Origin of the sequence: Pseudomonas sp. Irchel 3F6, assembly GCF_900187595.1 — a bacterium.
In the GTDB taxonomy this organism is placed as follows: domain Bacteria; phylum Pseudomonadota; class Gammaproteobacteria; order Pseudomonadales; family Pseudomonadaceae; genus Aquipseudomonas; species Aquipseudomonas siliginis.
This window is the reverse complement of sequence record NZ_FYDP01000008.1, coordinates 309,869-325,365: the sequence shown is the minus strand read 5'-3', so window position 1 is coordinate 325,365 and position 15,497 is coordinate 309,869. Positions and strand designations below refer to the sequence as shown.

Sequence of the window (15,497 nt, the reverse complement as noted above, 5' to 3'; positions counted from 1 at the left end):
CAAAAATCTGCGCTCTCGCGCTCTGCTAGAATCCGCCCCATTCATTGCCAGAGACTCTCCCATGAGCGAGCCGATTCGTCTGACCCAATACAGCCATGGCGCCGGTTGTGGCTGCAAGATTTCCCCGCAGGTGCTGGAAGTGATCCTCGCCGGCAGCGGCGCACAGAACCTTGATCCAAAACTCTGGGTCGGCAACGCCTCGCGCGATGACGCGGCGGTGTATGCGATCGATGCCGAGCGCGGGGTGGTGTCGACCACCGATTTCTTCATGCCGATTGTCGATGACCCGTTCGACTTCGGCCGCATCGCCGCAACCAATGCGATCAGCGATATCTATGCGATGGGCGGCGATCCGTTGATGGCGATCGCGATCCTCGGCTGGCCGGTGAATGTGCTGGCGCCGGAAGTGGCGCGGGAAGTGATTCGTGGCGGTCGCTCGGTGTGCGACGCGGCGGGTATTCCACTGGCGGGGGGGCATTCGATCGATGCGCCGGAGCCGATCTTCGGCCTCGCCGTCACCGGGCTTGTGGAAAAGCGCCACATGAAACGCAACGACACCGCTACCGCCGGTTGCCTGTTGTACCTGACCAAACCGTTGGGCATCGGCATCCTCACCACCGCCGAAAAGAAGGGCAAGTTGCGCGCCGCCGACGTCGGTGTCGCCCGCGACTGGATGTGCACCCTGAACAAGCCTGGCAGCCGTTTCGGCAAACTCGCCGGCGTCACCGCGATGACTGACGTCACCGGTTTCGGCCTGCTCGGGCATCTGGTGGAAATGGCCGATGGCAGCCAGTTGACCGCGCGCATCGCCTACGACCGCGTGCCGCGTCTGGACAGCGTCGAGTACTACCTCGATCAGGGCTGCGTGCCGGGCGGTACGCTGCGCAACTTCGACAGCTATTCGAGCAAGGTTGGCCGCGTGCAGGAGTTGCACAAACGCGTGCTGTGCGATCCGCAGACCAGCGGCGGTCTGCTGATTGCGGTCACGCCTGAAGGCAATGACGAGTTCCTCGGCGTCGCCGCCGAACTGGGTCTGAACCTTGCGCCGATCGGCGAACTGATTGAGCGACAGACGAACGCGGTCGAGGTGATTTGATGCTCCGCGACTGCACCGACTACCGCGATATTTTCCTCAACGACCGGCCAATGATGGATGCCCGCGCGCCGGTCGAGTTTCACAAAGGCGCGTTCCCCGGCGTGGTCAATCTGCCGCTGATGAATGATCTGGAACGGCAGAAGATCGGCACCTGCTACAAGCAGCATGGCCAGCAGGCGGCGATCGAGCTGGGCCATCAAATGGTGTCCGGCGCAGTCAAGGCCGAGCGCATCCAGGCCTGGGCCGACTTCGCCCGGGCTCATCCCGATGGTTATCTGTACTGTTTTCGCGGCGGTCTGCGCTCGCAGATCACCCAGCAGTGGCTGCGCGACGAGGCCGGCATCGACTATCCGCGTGTCGGCGGCGGCTACAAGGCGATGCGCAGCTTTTTGATCGACACCCTTGAGCAGGCCATCGCGCAGTGTGATTTTGTTTTGCTCGGCGGCATGACCGGCACCGGCAAGACCGAAGTGCTGGTGCAGTTGCGCAACGGTGTCGATCTGGAAGGCCACGCCAACCATCGCGGCTCCAGTTTCGGCAAACGCGCTACCGGGCAGCCGTCGAACATCGATTTCGAGAATCGCCTGGCGATCGACTTCCTGAAGAAACGCGATGCCGGGATCGAGCAGTTTGTGCTCGAAGACGAGAGCCGTGTGGTCGGCAGTTGCGCCTTGCCGCTGCCGCTGTATCAGGGCATGCAGCAGTACCCGATGGTCTGGCTGGAGGATCGTTTCGAGCACCGTGTCGAGCGGATCCTGCGTGATTACGTCATCGATCTGTCGGCGGAGTTTGCTTCGCTGCACGGCGAAAACGGTTTTGCCTTGTTTTCCGAACGTCTGCTGGAAAGCCTCAACAACGTACAGAAACGCCTCGGCGGTGAGCGCCATTCGCGGATGCTGGTGTTGATGGAGCAGGCGCTGGCCGAGCAGGGCCGCAGCGGCGCGGTGGACCTGCATCGCGGCTGGATCGAGGGTTTGCTGCGTGAGTATTACGACCCGATGTATGTCTTCCAGCGCGAGAAGAAGGGCGGGCGGATCGAGTTTGCCGGGGAGCGTCAGGCGGTGATCGAGTATTTGCGTGCGAGGGTGAGTCAGAAGGCTTGAGGTGCAAGCAACTGGCCTCTTCGCGAGCAGGCTCGCTCCCACAGTTGAAATGCGTTCCCCTGTGGGAGCGAGCCTGCTCGCGAAGACGCAAGATCGGGCGATACAAAACTCAGGTCGGGCAAGTGTCCTTGCCGTTATCCAGCCCCTGTTTGTAGACATGGCTCTGCAAACTGGCCTTGCCGTTGTGCCACTTCAGGGTCAGCACATACAGCGAATCGAAGTCATCGCCGGCCCAGTCATCGGTGATCTTCTGTCGCTCGCCCACTGCGTTGCCGGCGACCTTGTTGATCAGATCCGGCAGATAACCGTGGGACCAGGCGGTGTAGATCGTCGAGTTGTGATACTTCTCGTCCAGCAGCTCGCGGGCCAGATCGCTGGTGTCGTTGGCAGAGAATTCGATGTTCACCGGCAGGCCGAGCTTGATCGCGGCCGGGCTGATGGTCATCAGCGGACGAATGTAGCTGTAGGAATTATCCAGCTCGCCTTCCTCGACGTTGCGCGTCGGGTTGGCGGCGAATACGTAATCGGCCTTGCCGAATTTTTCCGGCAGCAGCGTCGACAGGTCGATGGCGCGGTTCAGGCCCTGGCAGTTGAGCTGGCCGAGGCCGCCTTCGGGTTTTTCCGCATGGCGCAGGAACACCAGCGTCTGTGTGCCGTCCGCCGGTTGGGCGCGGCTTTCGCTGGATTCGAGGGACAGAAAAAGCGCGCTGACTGCCAGCAGGGAGGGCAGGGCCACGTACGCGCGATGTTTGAAACGTTTGGCGAAACTCATCAGGTTCGTCATCAATTCGAGGGTTCTTCAGCAAAATCGGTTAAGGCTGACAAACCTTGGCACCGCGGGCTCCCAGCACCGGGTGTTTCCCTGTCATAAACAGCTTCCTCTGCGAGAAAGGCATAACTCAGAGTCCTGTAATGCCCGTTTGGTTCGATCCGGGCCAGTGTGCAGCACTCTAACGGCAACCTTTGCGGGCATGCAGGCAGGTTAGCGACAGGATGTTACGGTTCGTGTAGGCGCAGCGGCAGGCCTACTTTATGATCGGTTTTCAATTTGTGACTGGATGCTTCCAATGACCGATCTGTCTGCATTCCCGATTACTCAGAAATGGCCGGCGCAGTACCCGGACTGGATTCAGCTCTACTCCCTGCCGACCCCCAACGGCGTCAAAGTGTCGATCATGCTCGAAGAGATCGGCCTGCCGTACGAGCCGCACCGCGTCGGTTTCGACACCAACGACCAGACCTCGGCGGAATTTCTCTCGCTGAACCCGAACAACAAGATCCCGGCGATCCTCGACCCGCATGGCCCGGAAGATAAACCCCTGCCGTTGTTCGAATCCGGCGCGATCCTGATTTATCTGGCCGACAAGAGCGGCCAGCTGCTCGCTCAGGAAGGCGCGCTGCGCTACGAGACCATCCAATGGCTGATGTGGCAGATGGGCGGCATTGGCCCGATGTTCGGCCAGCTCGGTTTCTTCAACAAATTCGCCGGCAAGGATTACGAGGACAAGCGTCCACGCGATCGGTATGTCGAGGAGAGCAAACGCCTGCTGAATGTGCTCAACACTCGCCTCGAAGGTCGTGACTGGATCATGGGCGAGCGCTACACCATCGCCGACATCGCCACGTTCCCGTGGGTGCGCAATCTTCTCGGGTTTTATGTGGCCGGGGATCTGGTCGGCATTCAGAATTTCCCCAATGTCACCCGAGTGCTGGAGCGGTTTCTAGCTCGCCCGGCCGTCATTCGTGGCCTGACCATCCCGTCCTGACTCACCGCGTTCCCCCTGTAGGAGCTGCCGAAGGCTGCGATCTTTTGACTTTGATCCTAAAAAACAAGATCAAGAGATCGCAGCCTTCGGCAGCTCCTACAAGGATTATTGCACCTGCGGTAACGCTCTCTTGATCGATCCAGGTTTGTCCCGCACCCGCCGCAAGGCATAAGCTTCGCCCCCTACGACTTTCGTCTCATCCGCTGTTTTCAGGAAAGGCCCCATGTCCAGTCAGTTCCCCGAAGCACGTCCCCGCCGTCTGCGCCGCAATGCGAGCCTGCGCAGTCTGTTCCAGGAAACCGAGTTCAGCCTGAACGATCTGGTCCTGCCAATCTTCGTCGAGGAAGACATCGACGACTTCGTGCCGATCACCAGCATGCCCGGCGTGCAGCGCATCCCCGAGCGTAAACTGGCCAGTGAAATCGAGCGCTATGCCCGTGCCGGGATCAAGTCGGTGATGACCTTTGGCGTGTCCCATCATCTCGATGCCAACGGCAGCGACACCTGGCGCGAAGACGGTCTGGTGTCGCGCATGTCGCGCATTGCCAAGGACGCCGTGCCGGAAATGATCGTGATGTCCGACACCTGCTTCTGCGAATACACCGATCACGGCCATTGCGGCGTGATGCACAACCACGAGGTCGACAATGACCAGACCCTGATCAACCTCGGCAAGCAAGCCGTAGCGGCCGCCCGCGCCGGGGCTGACGTGATTGCGCCGTCGGCGGCGATGGACGGCCAGGTGCGCGCGATTCGCCAGGCGCTCGACGCTGCCGGCTTCACGCAGATTCCGATCATGGCCTACTCGACCAAATTCGCTTCGGCACTCTACGGCCCGTTCCGCGAGGCCGGCGGCAGCGCGCTCAAGGGCGACCGCAAAAGCTATCAGATGAACCCGATGAACCGCCGCGAAGCCCTGCGCGAATCGCTGCTCGATGAACAGGAAGGCGCCGATGCGCTGATGGTCAAACCGGCCGGCGCCTACCTCGACATCATCCGCGACATCCGCCAGGCCTCGAACCTGCCACTGGCGGCGTATCAGGTCAGCGGCGAGTACGCGATGATCAAGTTCGGCGCCCAGGCTGGGGCGATCGATGAGGATCGCGTGGTCCGCGAAAGCCTTGGCGCAATCAAGCGTGCGGGGGCGGATCTGATCTTCACTTACTTTGCGATGGATCTGGCGTTGGCGGGGATCTGAGAAAGGAATCGCAACTTGCAGCATTGCCTGTATGGAATGGTTGCTCCTTGTAGGCAGAGGCGTCAGGTTGCGATCGTCTCCATGATTCGATTTTTATCAGAAAAGAGCTTTGCTGAGTTTGACACCTAGCGACGCAGTGACATACAGCGTTGAAGCACCAATTTTGTGTTCGACTGGATCGAAATCAGCTTTGATTACTCCACTGAAACGAGTTTTATTTTCAGAAATCGTTAGATGCAAGATTGATTGATTGGGCGATGCGTACGTCCAACCTGCATGATTTGCAAAGTAGAATGCGGCGTACTGGTAGTAGGTCGAAGGTATTTCATATGTTCCATCTTCCAGATCGCTGAAAATTTGAAATATAAAAGACCTGTCGTTGGCCTCCGTTCTCCCTCGGAACTCATATTTTACCCGCTGGGTTGAACGCAACTCGATCAAAGCAGCATTTAAAGGTTGGTGGTCGGCGACTTCGAACAGTGCGTTTAATGTTCCAGTGACCTCTATGTCTTGCACTTGGTCTGCGGTGGACAGTTCCATCTTGATTGCTCCTTGAAAACGGTGAGCAATGATTAGAGATGGCGCTGCGCAATGCGTCCACTGTCAGAGTTGACAGGTGTTCAGGTCTTTCCGACGAATGGCTGGCCAACAAAGTGTGAAGGTCACTGAAAAGGCCGGATGCCGTGATCGAGGAAGTAGCGTTCGATCACCTTCGGATCGGCGCTGCCATCGGCAATCGCCACATAGGTATCCGGCCGCAACAGATAAAATCCGTTGCGCCCCAATCCCGCCGTTTCAAACGCCGGGCGCCAGTCGAAGACGTGCAGCGGCAAGTGGTGTTCGGCGCACCAGGCGATCATCTCGTCGCTGGTGTCGCCGTACACATGCACCTGCCAGCACGGCTGCCGTAGCGGCTCGAAATTATCTCCTTCGCCATCATGCGCCCACGGCAAGCGGTCGCCGCCGTGCACGTGGCCGGCTTCACCCTGGCTCAGTGGCATGCCGCGATAGTTGAGGGTGACTTGCGAGACCGTGCGAAACAGGAATTCGCGGCTGGCTTCGAACCCGGCCATTTTCGGCAGCAGAAACGGCGCCACACGCATCCGTAGCAGATCGGCCATGCGACCCTGCGCGGTGACGAAACTGAAGACCTTGTCGGTGGTGGAGACCAGTCGGCGAGCGAAGGCGATGCGCTCGGTTTCGTAGGTGTCGAGCAGTTTCGGTTCGGCACCACCGCTGAGCACGGCGGCGAGCTTCCAGGCCAGATTGATTGCATCGCCAATGCCCGTGTTCATGCCCTGGCCACCGGCCGGACTGTGTACATGGGCGGCATCGCCGAGCAGAAACGCCCGGCCGTTGCGAAAGTGCTCGGCCACGCGGTGATGCACGCGGTAGGTGGAGAACCAGTGCACGTCTTCGATATGCACTTTCAGGTGTTCGATGGCGCGGCTGCTGACGTCGGCAAATTGCAGGGTTTCGGCACGCTCGGCGCGTTCGTCACGCACCGTGCCGATCAGTCGCGCGCGGCCTTCGCCGGCCAGTGGAAACACCGCGAGAAAATCCGCTTGGTCCAGGTCCAGATGCAACTCGCCATTGAGCGCCGGGCCGCTGGCCGTGATATCGGCGACGTAGAAAATCTGCTGATAGGTGCCGCCGGGGAAGTCGGTGTCGAGGGCTTTGCGCACCACCGAACGGGCGCCGTCGCAACCGGCCAGATAGCAGGCCTGACAAACTTCCCGCCGGCCATCGGGCAGGCGCAGGTGGGCGGTGAGGGTGTCGCCGGTTTCCTCGAAGCTGTCCAGTGCGGTATTGCGCTCCACACTGACGCCGTAATCTTCGAGGCGTTCGAGCAACAGCCGTTCGTGCTCGTCCTGCGGGAAAATCTCGACAAACGCGTAGGGCGTCAGGCCTTCGCCGATGCGCTTGAGGGGCAACTGCGCGACCGGTTTGCCGTTGACCCAGAAGTTCGCCGCCGCGACCTGATGGCCGCGACGCACGATGGTGTCGGCGAGGTCGAGTTGGCGATACAGCTCAAGGGTGCGTGCCTGCACGGCCAGAGCACGGGAAGTGGTGCCTGGCGCCGCGGTCTTGTCGATGATGCGCACGCGCACGCCGAGTTTGCTCAGCCACAGCGCCAGGACCAGACCGGTCGGGCCGGCGCCGATGATCAGCACGTCGCTGCGGTTCATGGGGCTGTCCTCCTGTGGCTGTGCAGCAAGTATGGATCAGGTCGCCAGTTCCGGCCTCTTCGCGAGCAGGCTCGCTCCCACAGGGGACGCATTCCAGTGTGGGAGCGAGCCTGCTCGCGAAGCGTCCGGTCAAGCACCACAAAAACCAGAAAGGCCCCGCAACCGTGAAGCTGCGGGGCCTTTTCTGCGACGCGATGACGCTTAGAAGTCGATCGTCCCCGACAACTTCGCCACTCGCGGTTCGCCCTGGGTCAGGTAGCCGCCCTGAGCCGATTCCCAGTACTTCTTGTTCGCCAGGTTCTCGACGCCGAACCGTACGGTCACGTCCTTCTCCGACACCTTGAACGCATAGCGCGCGCCGGCATCGAAGCGGTTCCACGTCGGCAGGCTGAGGTTGTTCGCTGCGTCGGCGTATTGTCCGCCGGTGCGCAGCATCCGCGCATTCAGCGCAACGCCTTGCAGGCCCGGCACGTCCCAATCCACGCCAGCGTTGAACTGGAAGGTCGGCACGCCGATGGCGTGGTTACCGTCGTTGGCGCCGTTGAGGGTGTTCTTCAGTTCGGTGTCCATCAGGGTCAGGCCGCTGATCAGGCGCAGGCCGTCGATCGGCTCGCCGAACACGTTCATCTCCACGCCTTTGTTGATCTGCTCGCCTTCGCGCACGTAGGTGCAAGTGGTGGCGCTGTTGATTTCGCAGTAGCCGTCGCTTGGCTGTTCGATGCGGTAAACACCGAGGCTCGCACCGTAGGTGCCCATGTCGACTTTCACGCCCAGTTCGGTCTGCTTGGAGCGTTTCGGTGCGTAGACCTCGTTGCCGTTGGTGACGCGGAAACCGCCGGAGCTGGTCGGCGAAGTCGGCCCTTGGGCCAGGCCTTCGATATGGTTAGCGTAGAACGACACATGCTCCCACGGCTTGAACACGATGCCGTACACCGGCGTGGTGATCGATTCGTCGTAGCTCGACGAACGCGGGCCGCTGCCGTAGCTGGCGTAGCTGTAACCCTGCACCACCAGTTGCTGACGACGCAGACCGGCGGTGACCAGCAGGCGATCGTCGAAGAACCCGAGGGTGTCGGAAATCGCCACGCTGCGGTTGAAGGTCTTGCCGACGATGCCCGGATCGTTGAGATCGCCGCCAGAGAAGTTGCCGACCGGTGCCGGCGGGGTGATCGGGTGATAGATGTTGTTGGAGTAACGGGTCAGGTCGAAGTCATAAGCGCTGCGCTGCTCGGCCCAAATCCCGGTCAGGCCGAAATTCAGCTTGTGGCTGACTGGCCCGGTGTTGAATTTGCCGTTGAGGCCGGCCATGACGCTGGTGTTGTCCTCATCGTGGGGGACGAACGAGCCGGTGGTGAACGAGGCGCCGCTGTTGCCGACCAGCGTGGTCGAGTTATAGCGCCCGACTTCACGGGTGTGCTTGGCGCCACCGGCGGCGTAAGCGGTCCAGTTGTCGTTGAGGTCGTACTCGGCGCGGAGCATGCCGAAGGTGTCTTCGATGTCGGTGTAACCCCATTTCGGCGCGTAGTTGGTGTCCGCCGATGGCGCGTCCGGGATGTGCGTGGCGGTGCCGAGGTTGACCGAGCTGCGGCCACCGTTAACGCGTTCCTTCTGATAGGCAAAGTCACCGGAAACCCGCAGCGCGTCGCCGCGATAATCCAGGCCGATGGCGAACAGTTTCGAGCGCTGGTTCTCGTGATCGATGCCGGTGTCGCCTTCGCGCTGCGACAGGTTGACCCGCGCGCCGAAGCGGTTGTCTTCACCGAAACGCTGGCCGATATCGAAGTGATGACCGATGCGGCCTTCGCTGTTGATATCGGTGGTGTAACGGCGCAGCGGCACATCGCCGGCGCGCTTGGGTTGCAGGTTGACGCCGCCGCCGATGCCGGAGCCGGTCGGCGTTACGCCGTTGATGAAAGCGTTGGGGCCTTTGAACACTTCCACGCGCTCCAGCGCATCGGTGGAAATGATCTGCCGGGGCAACACGCCGTACAGGCCGTTATAGGAAATGTCGTCGCCATTGAGCGGCAGCCCGCGAATCATGAAGACCTGCGCCTGGTTGGAGAAGCCCGAGGCCTGGCGCACGGAAGAATCGTTGAGCAGCACGTCGGCGACGTTTTCCGCCTGCTGATCCTGGATCAATTGCTCGGTGTAGGACGCTGCGCTGAACGGCACGTCCATCATGTCCTGATTGCCGAGCACGCCCAACTGGCCGCCGCGCGCAACCTGACCGCCAGCGTAGACCGGGGGCAGGGCGTTGGGTGTCGGGGCTTGGGCATTGACGTTGACGTCGTCGAGCACCAGCTCTTTGCTGTTTTGTTCAGCGGCGTGGGCGGTAACGGTCAGGGAGCACAGCAGGGCAAGCAAAGTCGGGCGAAATGGAGCGCCGAGTCGAGCTGAAGCGGGCATGTCGGATCCTGGAGGCGAGCGGCCAAAGAAAAATAAGGGCGGCGCGGAACTCCTTGCGCTAATGCGACTCCAGGCGCGAATGATAGGGTTTCGCAGTAACGTTTTGCAATCAGTTTGTCATCAGCGTGTAGGAGCTGCCGAAGGCTGCGATCTTTTGATTTTGATCTTGATCTGATCTGCAAAAAGCAAGATCAAAAGATCGCAGCCTGCGGCAGCTCCTACGGGGGTTGTGTATGGTGTTGTGGCTAATTTGATTGGATGGAGCAACATGCGATTACTCATTACTCTCGGCGCGGTGCTACTGCTCGCCGGTTGCGCCAGCCAGCGCAGCAACGAACCGGCGCCGCGTCCGCCGGCTGAAGTGAAGGCGGAAATCGTTCGGCTGTTGCCGGCAAAAACCGCCGACCGTCAGGGCTGGGCCACGGACATCTACGCTGCGTTTGCCGCACAAGGCATCAATACCACCACGCAGAATCTGTGTTCGGTACTGGCCGTGGCCGAGCAGGAATCGACTTTCCAGGCTGACCCGACGGTGCCCGGCCTGGGCAAGATTGCCCGCGACGAAATCGACCGCCGCGCCGCCAAGGTGCACATCCCCAGCCTGCTGGTCAGCGGCGCTCTGCAAGTGCGCTCGCCCAACGGCAAGAGCTACAGCGAGCGTCTGAATGCGGCGCGCAGTGAAAAGGAACTGAGCGCGATTTTCGACGACTTCATCGGCATGGTGCCGATGGGCCGCACGCTGTTCGGCGGCTTCAACCCGGTGCACACCGGCGGGCCGATGCAGGTCAGCATCGAATTCGCCGAGGAGCACGCCAAGGATTACCCGTACCCGGTGGACGGCACGATTCGTCGTGAAGTGTTCAGCCGGCGCGGCGGCATGTATTTCGGAATCGCCCATTTGCTCGGTTACCCGGTGAATTACCGCGAGCCGTTGTATCGTTTCGCCGATTTCAACGCCGGCTGGTACGCCAGTCGCAATGCCGCGTTTCAGAATGCGGTCAGCCGCGCGTCCGGCATCCCCCTGACCCTGGACGGCGACCTGATTCGCTACGACTCGATCATGCCCGGCAGTACCGAACTGGCGGTGCGCACCCTCGGCAAGTCGCTGGGCATGCGCAACCCGACGATTCGCGATCAACTGGAGAAGGGCAAAACCCTGGAATTCGAAGAGACCAGACTCTATCAGCGCGTGTTCGAACTGGCGGAGCGGGCCGAAGGCAAGGCGTTACCGCGCGCGGTATTGCCGGGGATTGTGCTGCAGAGTCCGAAGATCACTCGCAAACTCACCACAGCCTGGTTCGCCAAACGCGTGGACGAGCGTTACAAGCGCTGCATGGCCAAGGCCGGATAAAACACGCAGACATAAAAAACCCGGCTGCGGGAGCCGGGTTTCTCTGCGGTGTTACGCTTGCAGTGATGCATCAGGCAACACGGCGTTCGATCAGACGATCCGAACCACCTTCGGCAACACGGCGTTCGATCAGACGATCCGAACCACCTTCGGCAACACGGCGTTCGATCAGACGATCCGAACCACCTTCGGCAACACGGCGCTCGATCAGACGATCCGAACCACCTTCGGCAACGCGGCGTTCGATCAGACGATCCGAGCCACCTTCGGCAACGCGGCGTTCGATCAGACGATCCGAACCACCTTCAGCAACACGGCGTTCGATCAGACGATCCGAACCACCTTCGGCAACGCGGCGTTCAATCAGACGATCCGAACCACCTTCGGCAACGCGGCGTTCGATCAGACGATCCGAACCGCCTTCAGCCAGACGGCTTTCGATCAGTTTGTCCGAGCCGCCTTCGGCGATCATGGTGTGCGCCGGGGTGGCAGCGAAAGCGTTAACTGCGAAAACCGAGAAAGCGATGCTGAGAAGAGTCTGGCGTTTCATGATGGTGTGCTCCGGGGTGTTGTTGGTTGGTATGGAGCTGATGTTACGCCCGGAATTTTTTATGAGAACTTCATTGCCGTGATGGTGAACATCGACGTCGATGATGGTTGCGGACAACCGCGTAGCAGAGCCTCAGAGCACCTTCACCGCACGCCCGATCGCCTGAATCGGCCCGGTCGGTTTGCCGATCGGTGAGCCATTGGCGCCTTCCAGCGTCAGCTCAAACAGCTGGTTCGGTTGCAGCGGCGGCAACTTGTCCAGCGGCACCGACAACGCTTGCCCCGGTTTGACCAGTCCCAATGACACCGGTCCCGACCAGCCGTCAGCCTTGGTCCAGAACTCCAGCGCCTTGTCCGCCGGCACCTCGACCACGCCCAGTGGAATCAACTGGATCTCCCGCGCATTGCTCGCCTGAATCACCCAACCCGGCGCCTTGTCCTGCGGCGCCACCAGCACCACCAGATAACTCGGTTTCGGCGCAGTCTGGGTCAGTAGCATCGCGCCCAGAATCAGCGTCGCAGCCAGGCCCGCCGCACTCAAACCGCGCCACAGCGGCAGCAGGTTCCACCAGGAAGCGAGAGGTTTTCTCACCGTCAGCCGTTCGAGACTGCGCTCGATACGTGGCCATAACTGCGCCGAGGGTTGCTGAGGTTCGGCCAGATCGGTCAGCTCCAGCAGACGTCGCTCCCATGCGTCGACTGCCGCGCGCAACTCAGGATCGTTCGGCAGCCGCCGTTGCACCTCGATGCGCTGTTCGAACGACAAGGTGCCGAGCACGTATTCGCCGGCCAGTTCATCCCGTTCCTGCGCTGATTCGCCGGTCATCCCATGCACTCCCGCAAAGCATTGAGGCTGCGCTTGATCCACGCTTTGACCGTGCCCAGCGGCGTGTCGAGGCGCGCGGAAATCTGCGCGTGGCTATAACCGTCGACGTAGGCATGGAGGATGCAGCTGCGCCGCTGCGGTTCCAGTTGTTCGAGGCAGCGATGAATGCGCGCCGAGTGAACATCGACCGCCTCATCAGACGCCGCTGTCTCATGTTCTTCGCTGAACGGCGTTTCCCGACTTTGCTTGCGCAACTGATTCAAGGCCAGGTGCCGGGTCACGCTGAACATCCAGCCCCGCGCCGAGCCGCGCGCCGGGTCGAACCCGGCCGCGCCGTGCCAGATCTTGATGAATGCCTCATGCACAATGTCCTCCGCCAGCGCCGTATCGCGCACCAGCCGCTTGGCCACGCCGAGCAGGCGCGGGCCTTCCTGCACATACAAATCGCGCAAAGCCGCGCGCTCGCCCCGGGCACAGGCGGCGAGGCGGGCTTCATAATCGAAAACGGATTCGGGTAAAGGCATGGGGTGCAATCTAGCTCACATTTCCCAAACATCCAGATGCATTGTTCCCAGTGGGAGCGAGCCTGCTCGCGAATGCGGTGGGTCAGAAAGTAATAAGGCGACTGACACTCCGTCTTCACGAGTAGGCTCGCTCCCACAGGATTGTGCACTGCTTCCGGATATCAGTTCGCCGCCCAGAAAATATAATCCGCCTGGTACTTCACCACTTCCTGCTTGCCCTTGTTCGCCATGTTGCACTCACTGCCCGGCGCGACGCCGCCCTTGAGCGCGACACGCTGGATATAGCTGACCCCGGTCATCGCGCCTTTGCCCTCGGCGGGATTGGCCTTGACCAGTTGATAAGGCAGGTTGCCCGGGCTCGACGGTGCCACGGCGAGTTGCGTGCCGGTGACTTTCGAACCGTCCTTGGCTTGCCACGTCGCTGGCGGGCCGAAATAGGTGCCGACCTGTTTGCCGCTGCGATCATCGAGCACCGCTTTCGGGCCGACAAAGGTCCATTCGGTCTGCCCGGCCATATTGGGTTTGTCGCGGCATTCGTAGGTGATCTCGCCAACCCCGGTGGTTTCCAGGGCAATCTTGTGCCCGTCCGGCACCTTGATCGCGTCGGGATAACTGCTCTGGGCGAAGGTGGTCGCGGTGAAGGCGAGCAAACCGGTGAAGCCAATCAGCTGGGTGATGTTCATCCGATGATTCTCCGAAAAGGGTAGGGCGCTTACAGCACCAGAGTGGGCTGTTACAGGGACTACCCGTGACGGAGGCGATTGGATGCAGTGCCGGAAAAATAAATTTCAAACACCACCGATCAAACCTGTGGGAGCGAGCCTGCTCGCGAAAGCGTCGGGTCAGCCAGCACTTATGTGACTGATGCACCGCATTCGCGAGCAGGCTCGCTCCCACAGGGTTCTCTGTACGGCTTGAGGCCCGAGGCTTTCAGTAACTCTTGGGTATACGGATGTTGCGGCGCAGCGAAGATCTCCCGCGACGATCCTTGTTCAACCACCTTGCCATCCTTGATCACCATCAAGTCATGCGCCAGTGCATGCACCACCGCCAGATCATGGCTGATGAACAGGTACGTCAGCCCATGCCTGATCTGCAACTGGCGCAACAACTCCACCACTTGCTTCTGCACCGTGCGATCCAGCGCCGACGTCGGTTCGTCGAGCAGAATCAGCGCCGGTTCCAGCACCAGTGCGCGGGCGATGGAGATGCGCTGGCGCTGGCCGCCGGAAAATTCGTGGGGATAACGATGGCGGCTTTGCGGATCGAGGCCGACTTCCTCCAGCACGCGAATCACCGCTGCCTCGCGCTCGGCCTCGCTGCCGATGCCGTGGGTCAGCAAGCCTTCGGCAATGATCTGCTGCACCGACATGCGTGGGCTGAGGCTGCCGAACGGGTCCTGAAACACCACCTGAATCTGCCGGCGCAACGGGCGCATCAGACGCTGATTGAGCAGGCTCAACTGCTTGTTGCCGAAACGGATATTGCCCTCTGATTCGACCAGTCGCAGGATCGCCTGACCCAGCGTCGACTTGCCCGACCCCGATTCGCCGACAATCCCCAGGGTCTTGCCGCGTTGCAGGGTGAAACTGACGCCGTCCACCGCTTTGATGTAATCCTGCTGGCGGCTGAAGAGTTTTTTCGGCAGGGCAAACCACACCTTCAAATCATCGACTTCCAGCAGGTTGTGCTCGTACTCACTGGGCACTGGCGCGCCGCTCGGTTCCGCTTCGATCAACAACCGGCTATAGGGGTGTTGCGGCGCTTGGAACAGCGTCTCGCAATCGGCCTGTTCAACGATCACACCCTGACGCATTACGCACACGCGCTGAGCGATCCGGCGTACCAGATTGAGGTCGTGGCTGATCAGCAACAGCGACATGCCCAGGCGCTGCTGCAACTCGATCAGCAGTTCAAGAATCTTCTGCTGTACGGTCACGTCCAGCGCCGTGGTCGGTTCATCGGCAATCAACAGTTCCGGCTCGTTGGCCAGCGCCATGGCGATCATTACCCGTTGGCGCTGACCACCGGAAAGCTGATGCGGATAGGCTTTGAGTCGCTGCAACGGCTGGCGAATACCCACCAGTTCCAGCAGCTCCAGCGTCCGCGCGCGGGCGGCGCGGCCCTTGAGGCCCTTGTGGATTTCCAGCACTTCGCTGATCTGTTTTTCCACCGTGTGCAACGGGTTCAGCGAAGTCATCGGCTCCTGGAAAATCATCGCAATGCGATTGCCGCGCAGACCACGCATCTGCTGTTCGCTGGCGTGCAGCAAATCCACGCCGTTGTAGCGAATCGCGCCGCTGCTGCTGACGTTCTTGCCCGGCAACAAACGCAGAATCGAATGCGCCGTCACTGACTTGCCCGAGCCGGACTCGCCGACCAGCGCCAGACACTCGCCACGGCGAATATCGAGGTTCACACCGTGCACCACTTCTTGCCCTGCGAAGGCGACGCGCAGGTCGCGGATCTCGATTAAATGGTCTTGCATG

14 protein-coding genes are annotated in these 15,497 nt (G+C 60.9%); 5 read left to right on the top strand and 9 right to left on the bottom strand.

From position 1 onward, the window contains the following. Positions 1-61 precede the first annotated feature (61 nt). Positions 62-1,096 carry a selenide, water dikinase SelD gene (gene selD, locus CKW30_RS24190; RefSeq protein ID WP_095182141.1) on the top strand — a complete coding sequence of 345 codons (1,035 nt, stop codon included), beginning with the start codon at positions 62-64 and terminating at the stop codon, positions 1,094-1,096. Continuing rightward, entirely contained in the window at positions 1,096-2,199 is a 1,104-nt protein-coding gene (mnmH, locus tag CKW30_RS24185) for a tRNA 2-selenouridine(34) synthase MnmH (RefSeq protein WP_095182140.1), read from the top strand. The genes selD and mnmH overlap by 1 nt, the downstream gene beginning before the upstream one ends. A 109-nt stretch (positions 2,200-2,308) precedes the next feature. On the opposite strand, the gene CKW30_RS24180 is transcribed toward mnmH, so the two are convergent. Continuing rightward, complete coding sequence (locus tag CKW30_RS24180; RefSeq protein ID WP_024013504.1) at positions 2,309-2,983, bottom strand: hypothetical protein; 675 nt, start codon at positions 2,981-2,983, stop codon at positions 2,309-2,311. 283 nt (positions 2,984-3,266) lie between these two features. On the opposite strand from CKW30_RS24180, the gene CKW30_RS24175 reads away from it, so the two are divergent. Both CKW30_RS24175 and hemB read left to right on the top strand, forming a co-directional pair. Then, positions 3,267-3,965, top strand: a complete 699-nt coding sequence (locus CKW30_RS24175) for a glutathione binding-like protein (protein ID WP_095182139.1) — start codon at positions 3,267-3,269, stop codon at positions 3,963-3,965. Between the two features lie 223 nt (positions 3,966-4,188). After that, a complete protein-coding gene (gene hemB, locus CKW30_RS24170; protein WP_016775388.1) occupies positions 4,189-5,163 on the top strand; it encodes a porphobilinogen synthase in 975 nt (324 codons plus the stop codon). 96 nt (positions 5,164-5,259) lie between these two features. Here hemB and CKW30_RS24165 read toward each other — a convergent pair whose 3' ends face one another. From CKW30_RS24165 to CKW30_RS24155, 3 genes are all read right to left on the bottom strand, one after another. Beyond that, complete coding sequence (locus tag CKW30_RS24165) at positions 5,260-5,703, bottom strand: hypothetical protein (RefSeq protein WP_056788647.1); 444 nt, start codon at positions 5,701-5,703, stop codon at positions 5,260-5,262. A gap of 122 nt (positions 5,704-5,825) precedes the next feature. Then, positions 5,826-7,352 carry an FAD-dependent oxidoreductase gene (locus tag CKW30_RS24160; RefSeq protein WP_095182138.1) on the bottom strand — a complete coding sequence of 509 codons (1,527 nt, stop codon included), beginning with the start codon at positions 7,350-7,352 and terminating at the stop codon, positions 5,826-5,828. 201 nt (positions 7,353-7,553) lie between these two features. Then, positions 7,554-9,758, bottom strand: a complete 2,205-nt coding sequence (locus tag CKW30_RS24155; protein ID WP_095182137.1) for a TonB-dependent siderophore receptor — start codon at positions 9,756-9,758, stop codon at positions 7,554-7,556. Positions 9,759-10,026: 268 nt separating this feature from the next. Here CKW30_RS24155 and CKW30_RS24150 point away from each other — a divergent pair, with 268 nt between their 5' ends. Continuing rightward, entirely contained in the window at positions 10,027-11,109 is a 1,083-nt protein-coding gene (locus CKW30_RS24150) for a DUF1615 domain-containing protein (RefSeq protein WP_095182136.1), read from the top strand. 70 nt (positions 11,110-11,179) lie between these two features. Here CKW30_RS24150 and CKW30_RS24145 read toward each other — a convergent pair whose 3' ends face one another. The 5 genes from CKW30_RS24145 to CKW30_RS24125 all read right to left on the bottom strand — a co-directional run bounded on the left by CKW30_RS24145 (position 11,180) and on the right by CKW30_RS24125 (position 15,496). Next, positions 11,180-11,659: a hypothetical protein gene (locus CKW30_RS24145; RefSeq protein WP_024013496.1), complete on the bottom strand. Its 480-nt coding sequence runs from the start codon at positions 11,657-11,659 to the stop codon at positions 11,180-11,182. 132 nt (positions 11,660-11,791) lie between these two features. Further along, entirely contained in the window at positions 11,792-12,484 is a 693-nt protein-coding gene (locus tag CKW30_RS24140) for an anti-sigma factor domain-containing protein (protein WP_095182135.1), read from the bottom strand. Then, positions 12,481-13,008, bottom strand: coding sequence for a sigma-70 family RNA polymerase sigma factor (locus CKW30_RS24135; protein ID WP_095182134.1), 528 nt, complete (start codon positions 13,006-13,008; stop codon positions 12,481-12,483). The genes CKW30_RS24140 and CKW30_RS24135 overlap by 4 nt, the downstream gene beginning before the upstream one ends. A gap of 161 nt (positions 13,009-13,169) precedes the next feature. Next, positions 13,170-13,691: a DUF3455 domain-containing protein gene (locus tag CKW30_RS24130; protein WP_095182133.1), complete on the bottom strand. Its 522-nt coding sequence runs from the start codon at positions 13,689-13,691 to the stop codon at positions 13,170-13,172. A gap of 170 nt (positions 13,692-13,861) precedes the next feature. Beyond that, the gene (locus CKW30_RS24125; protein WP_256584400.1) at positions 13,862-15,496 is read right to left on the bottom strand and encodes an ABC transporter ATP-binding protein; all 1,635 of its coding nucleotides are present in this window, start codon (positions 15,494-15,496) and stop codon (positions 13,862-13,864) included. Between the last annotated feature and the right edge of the window lies 1 nt (position 15,497).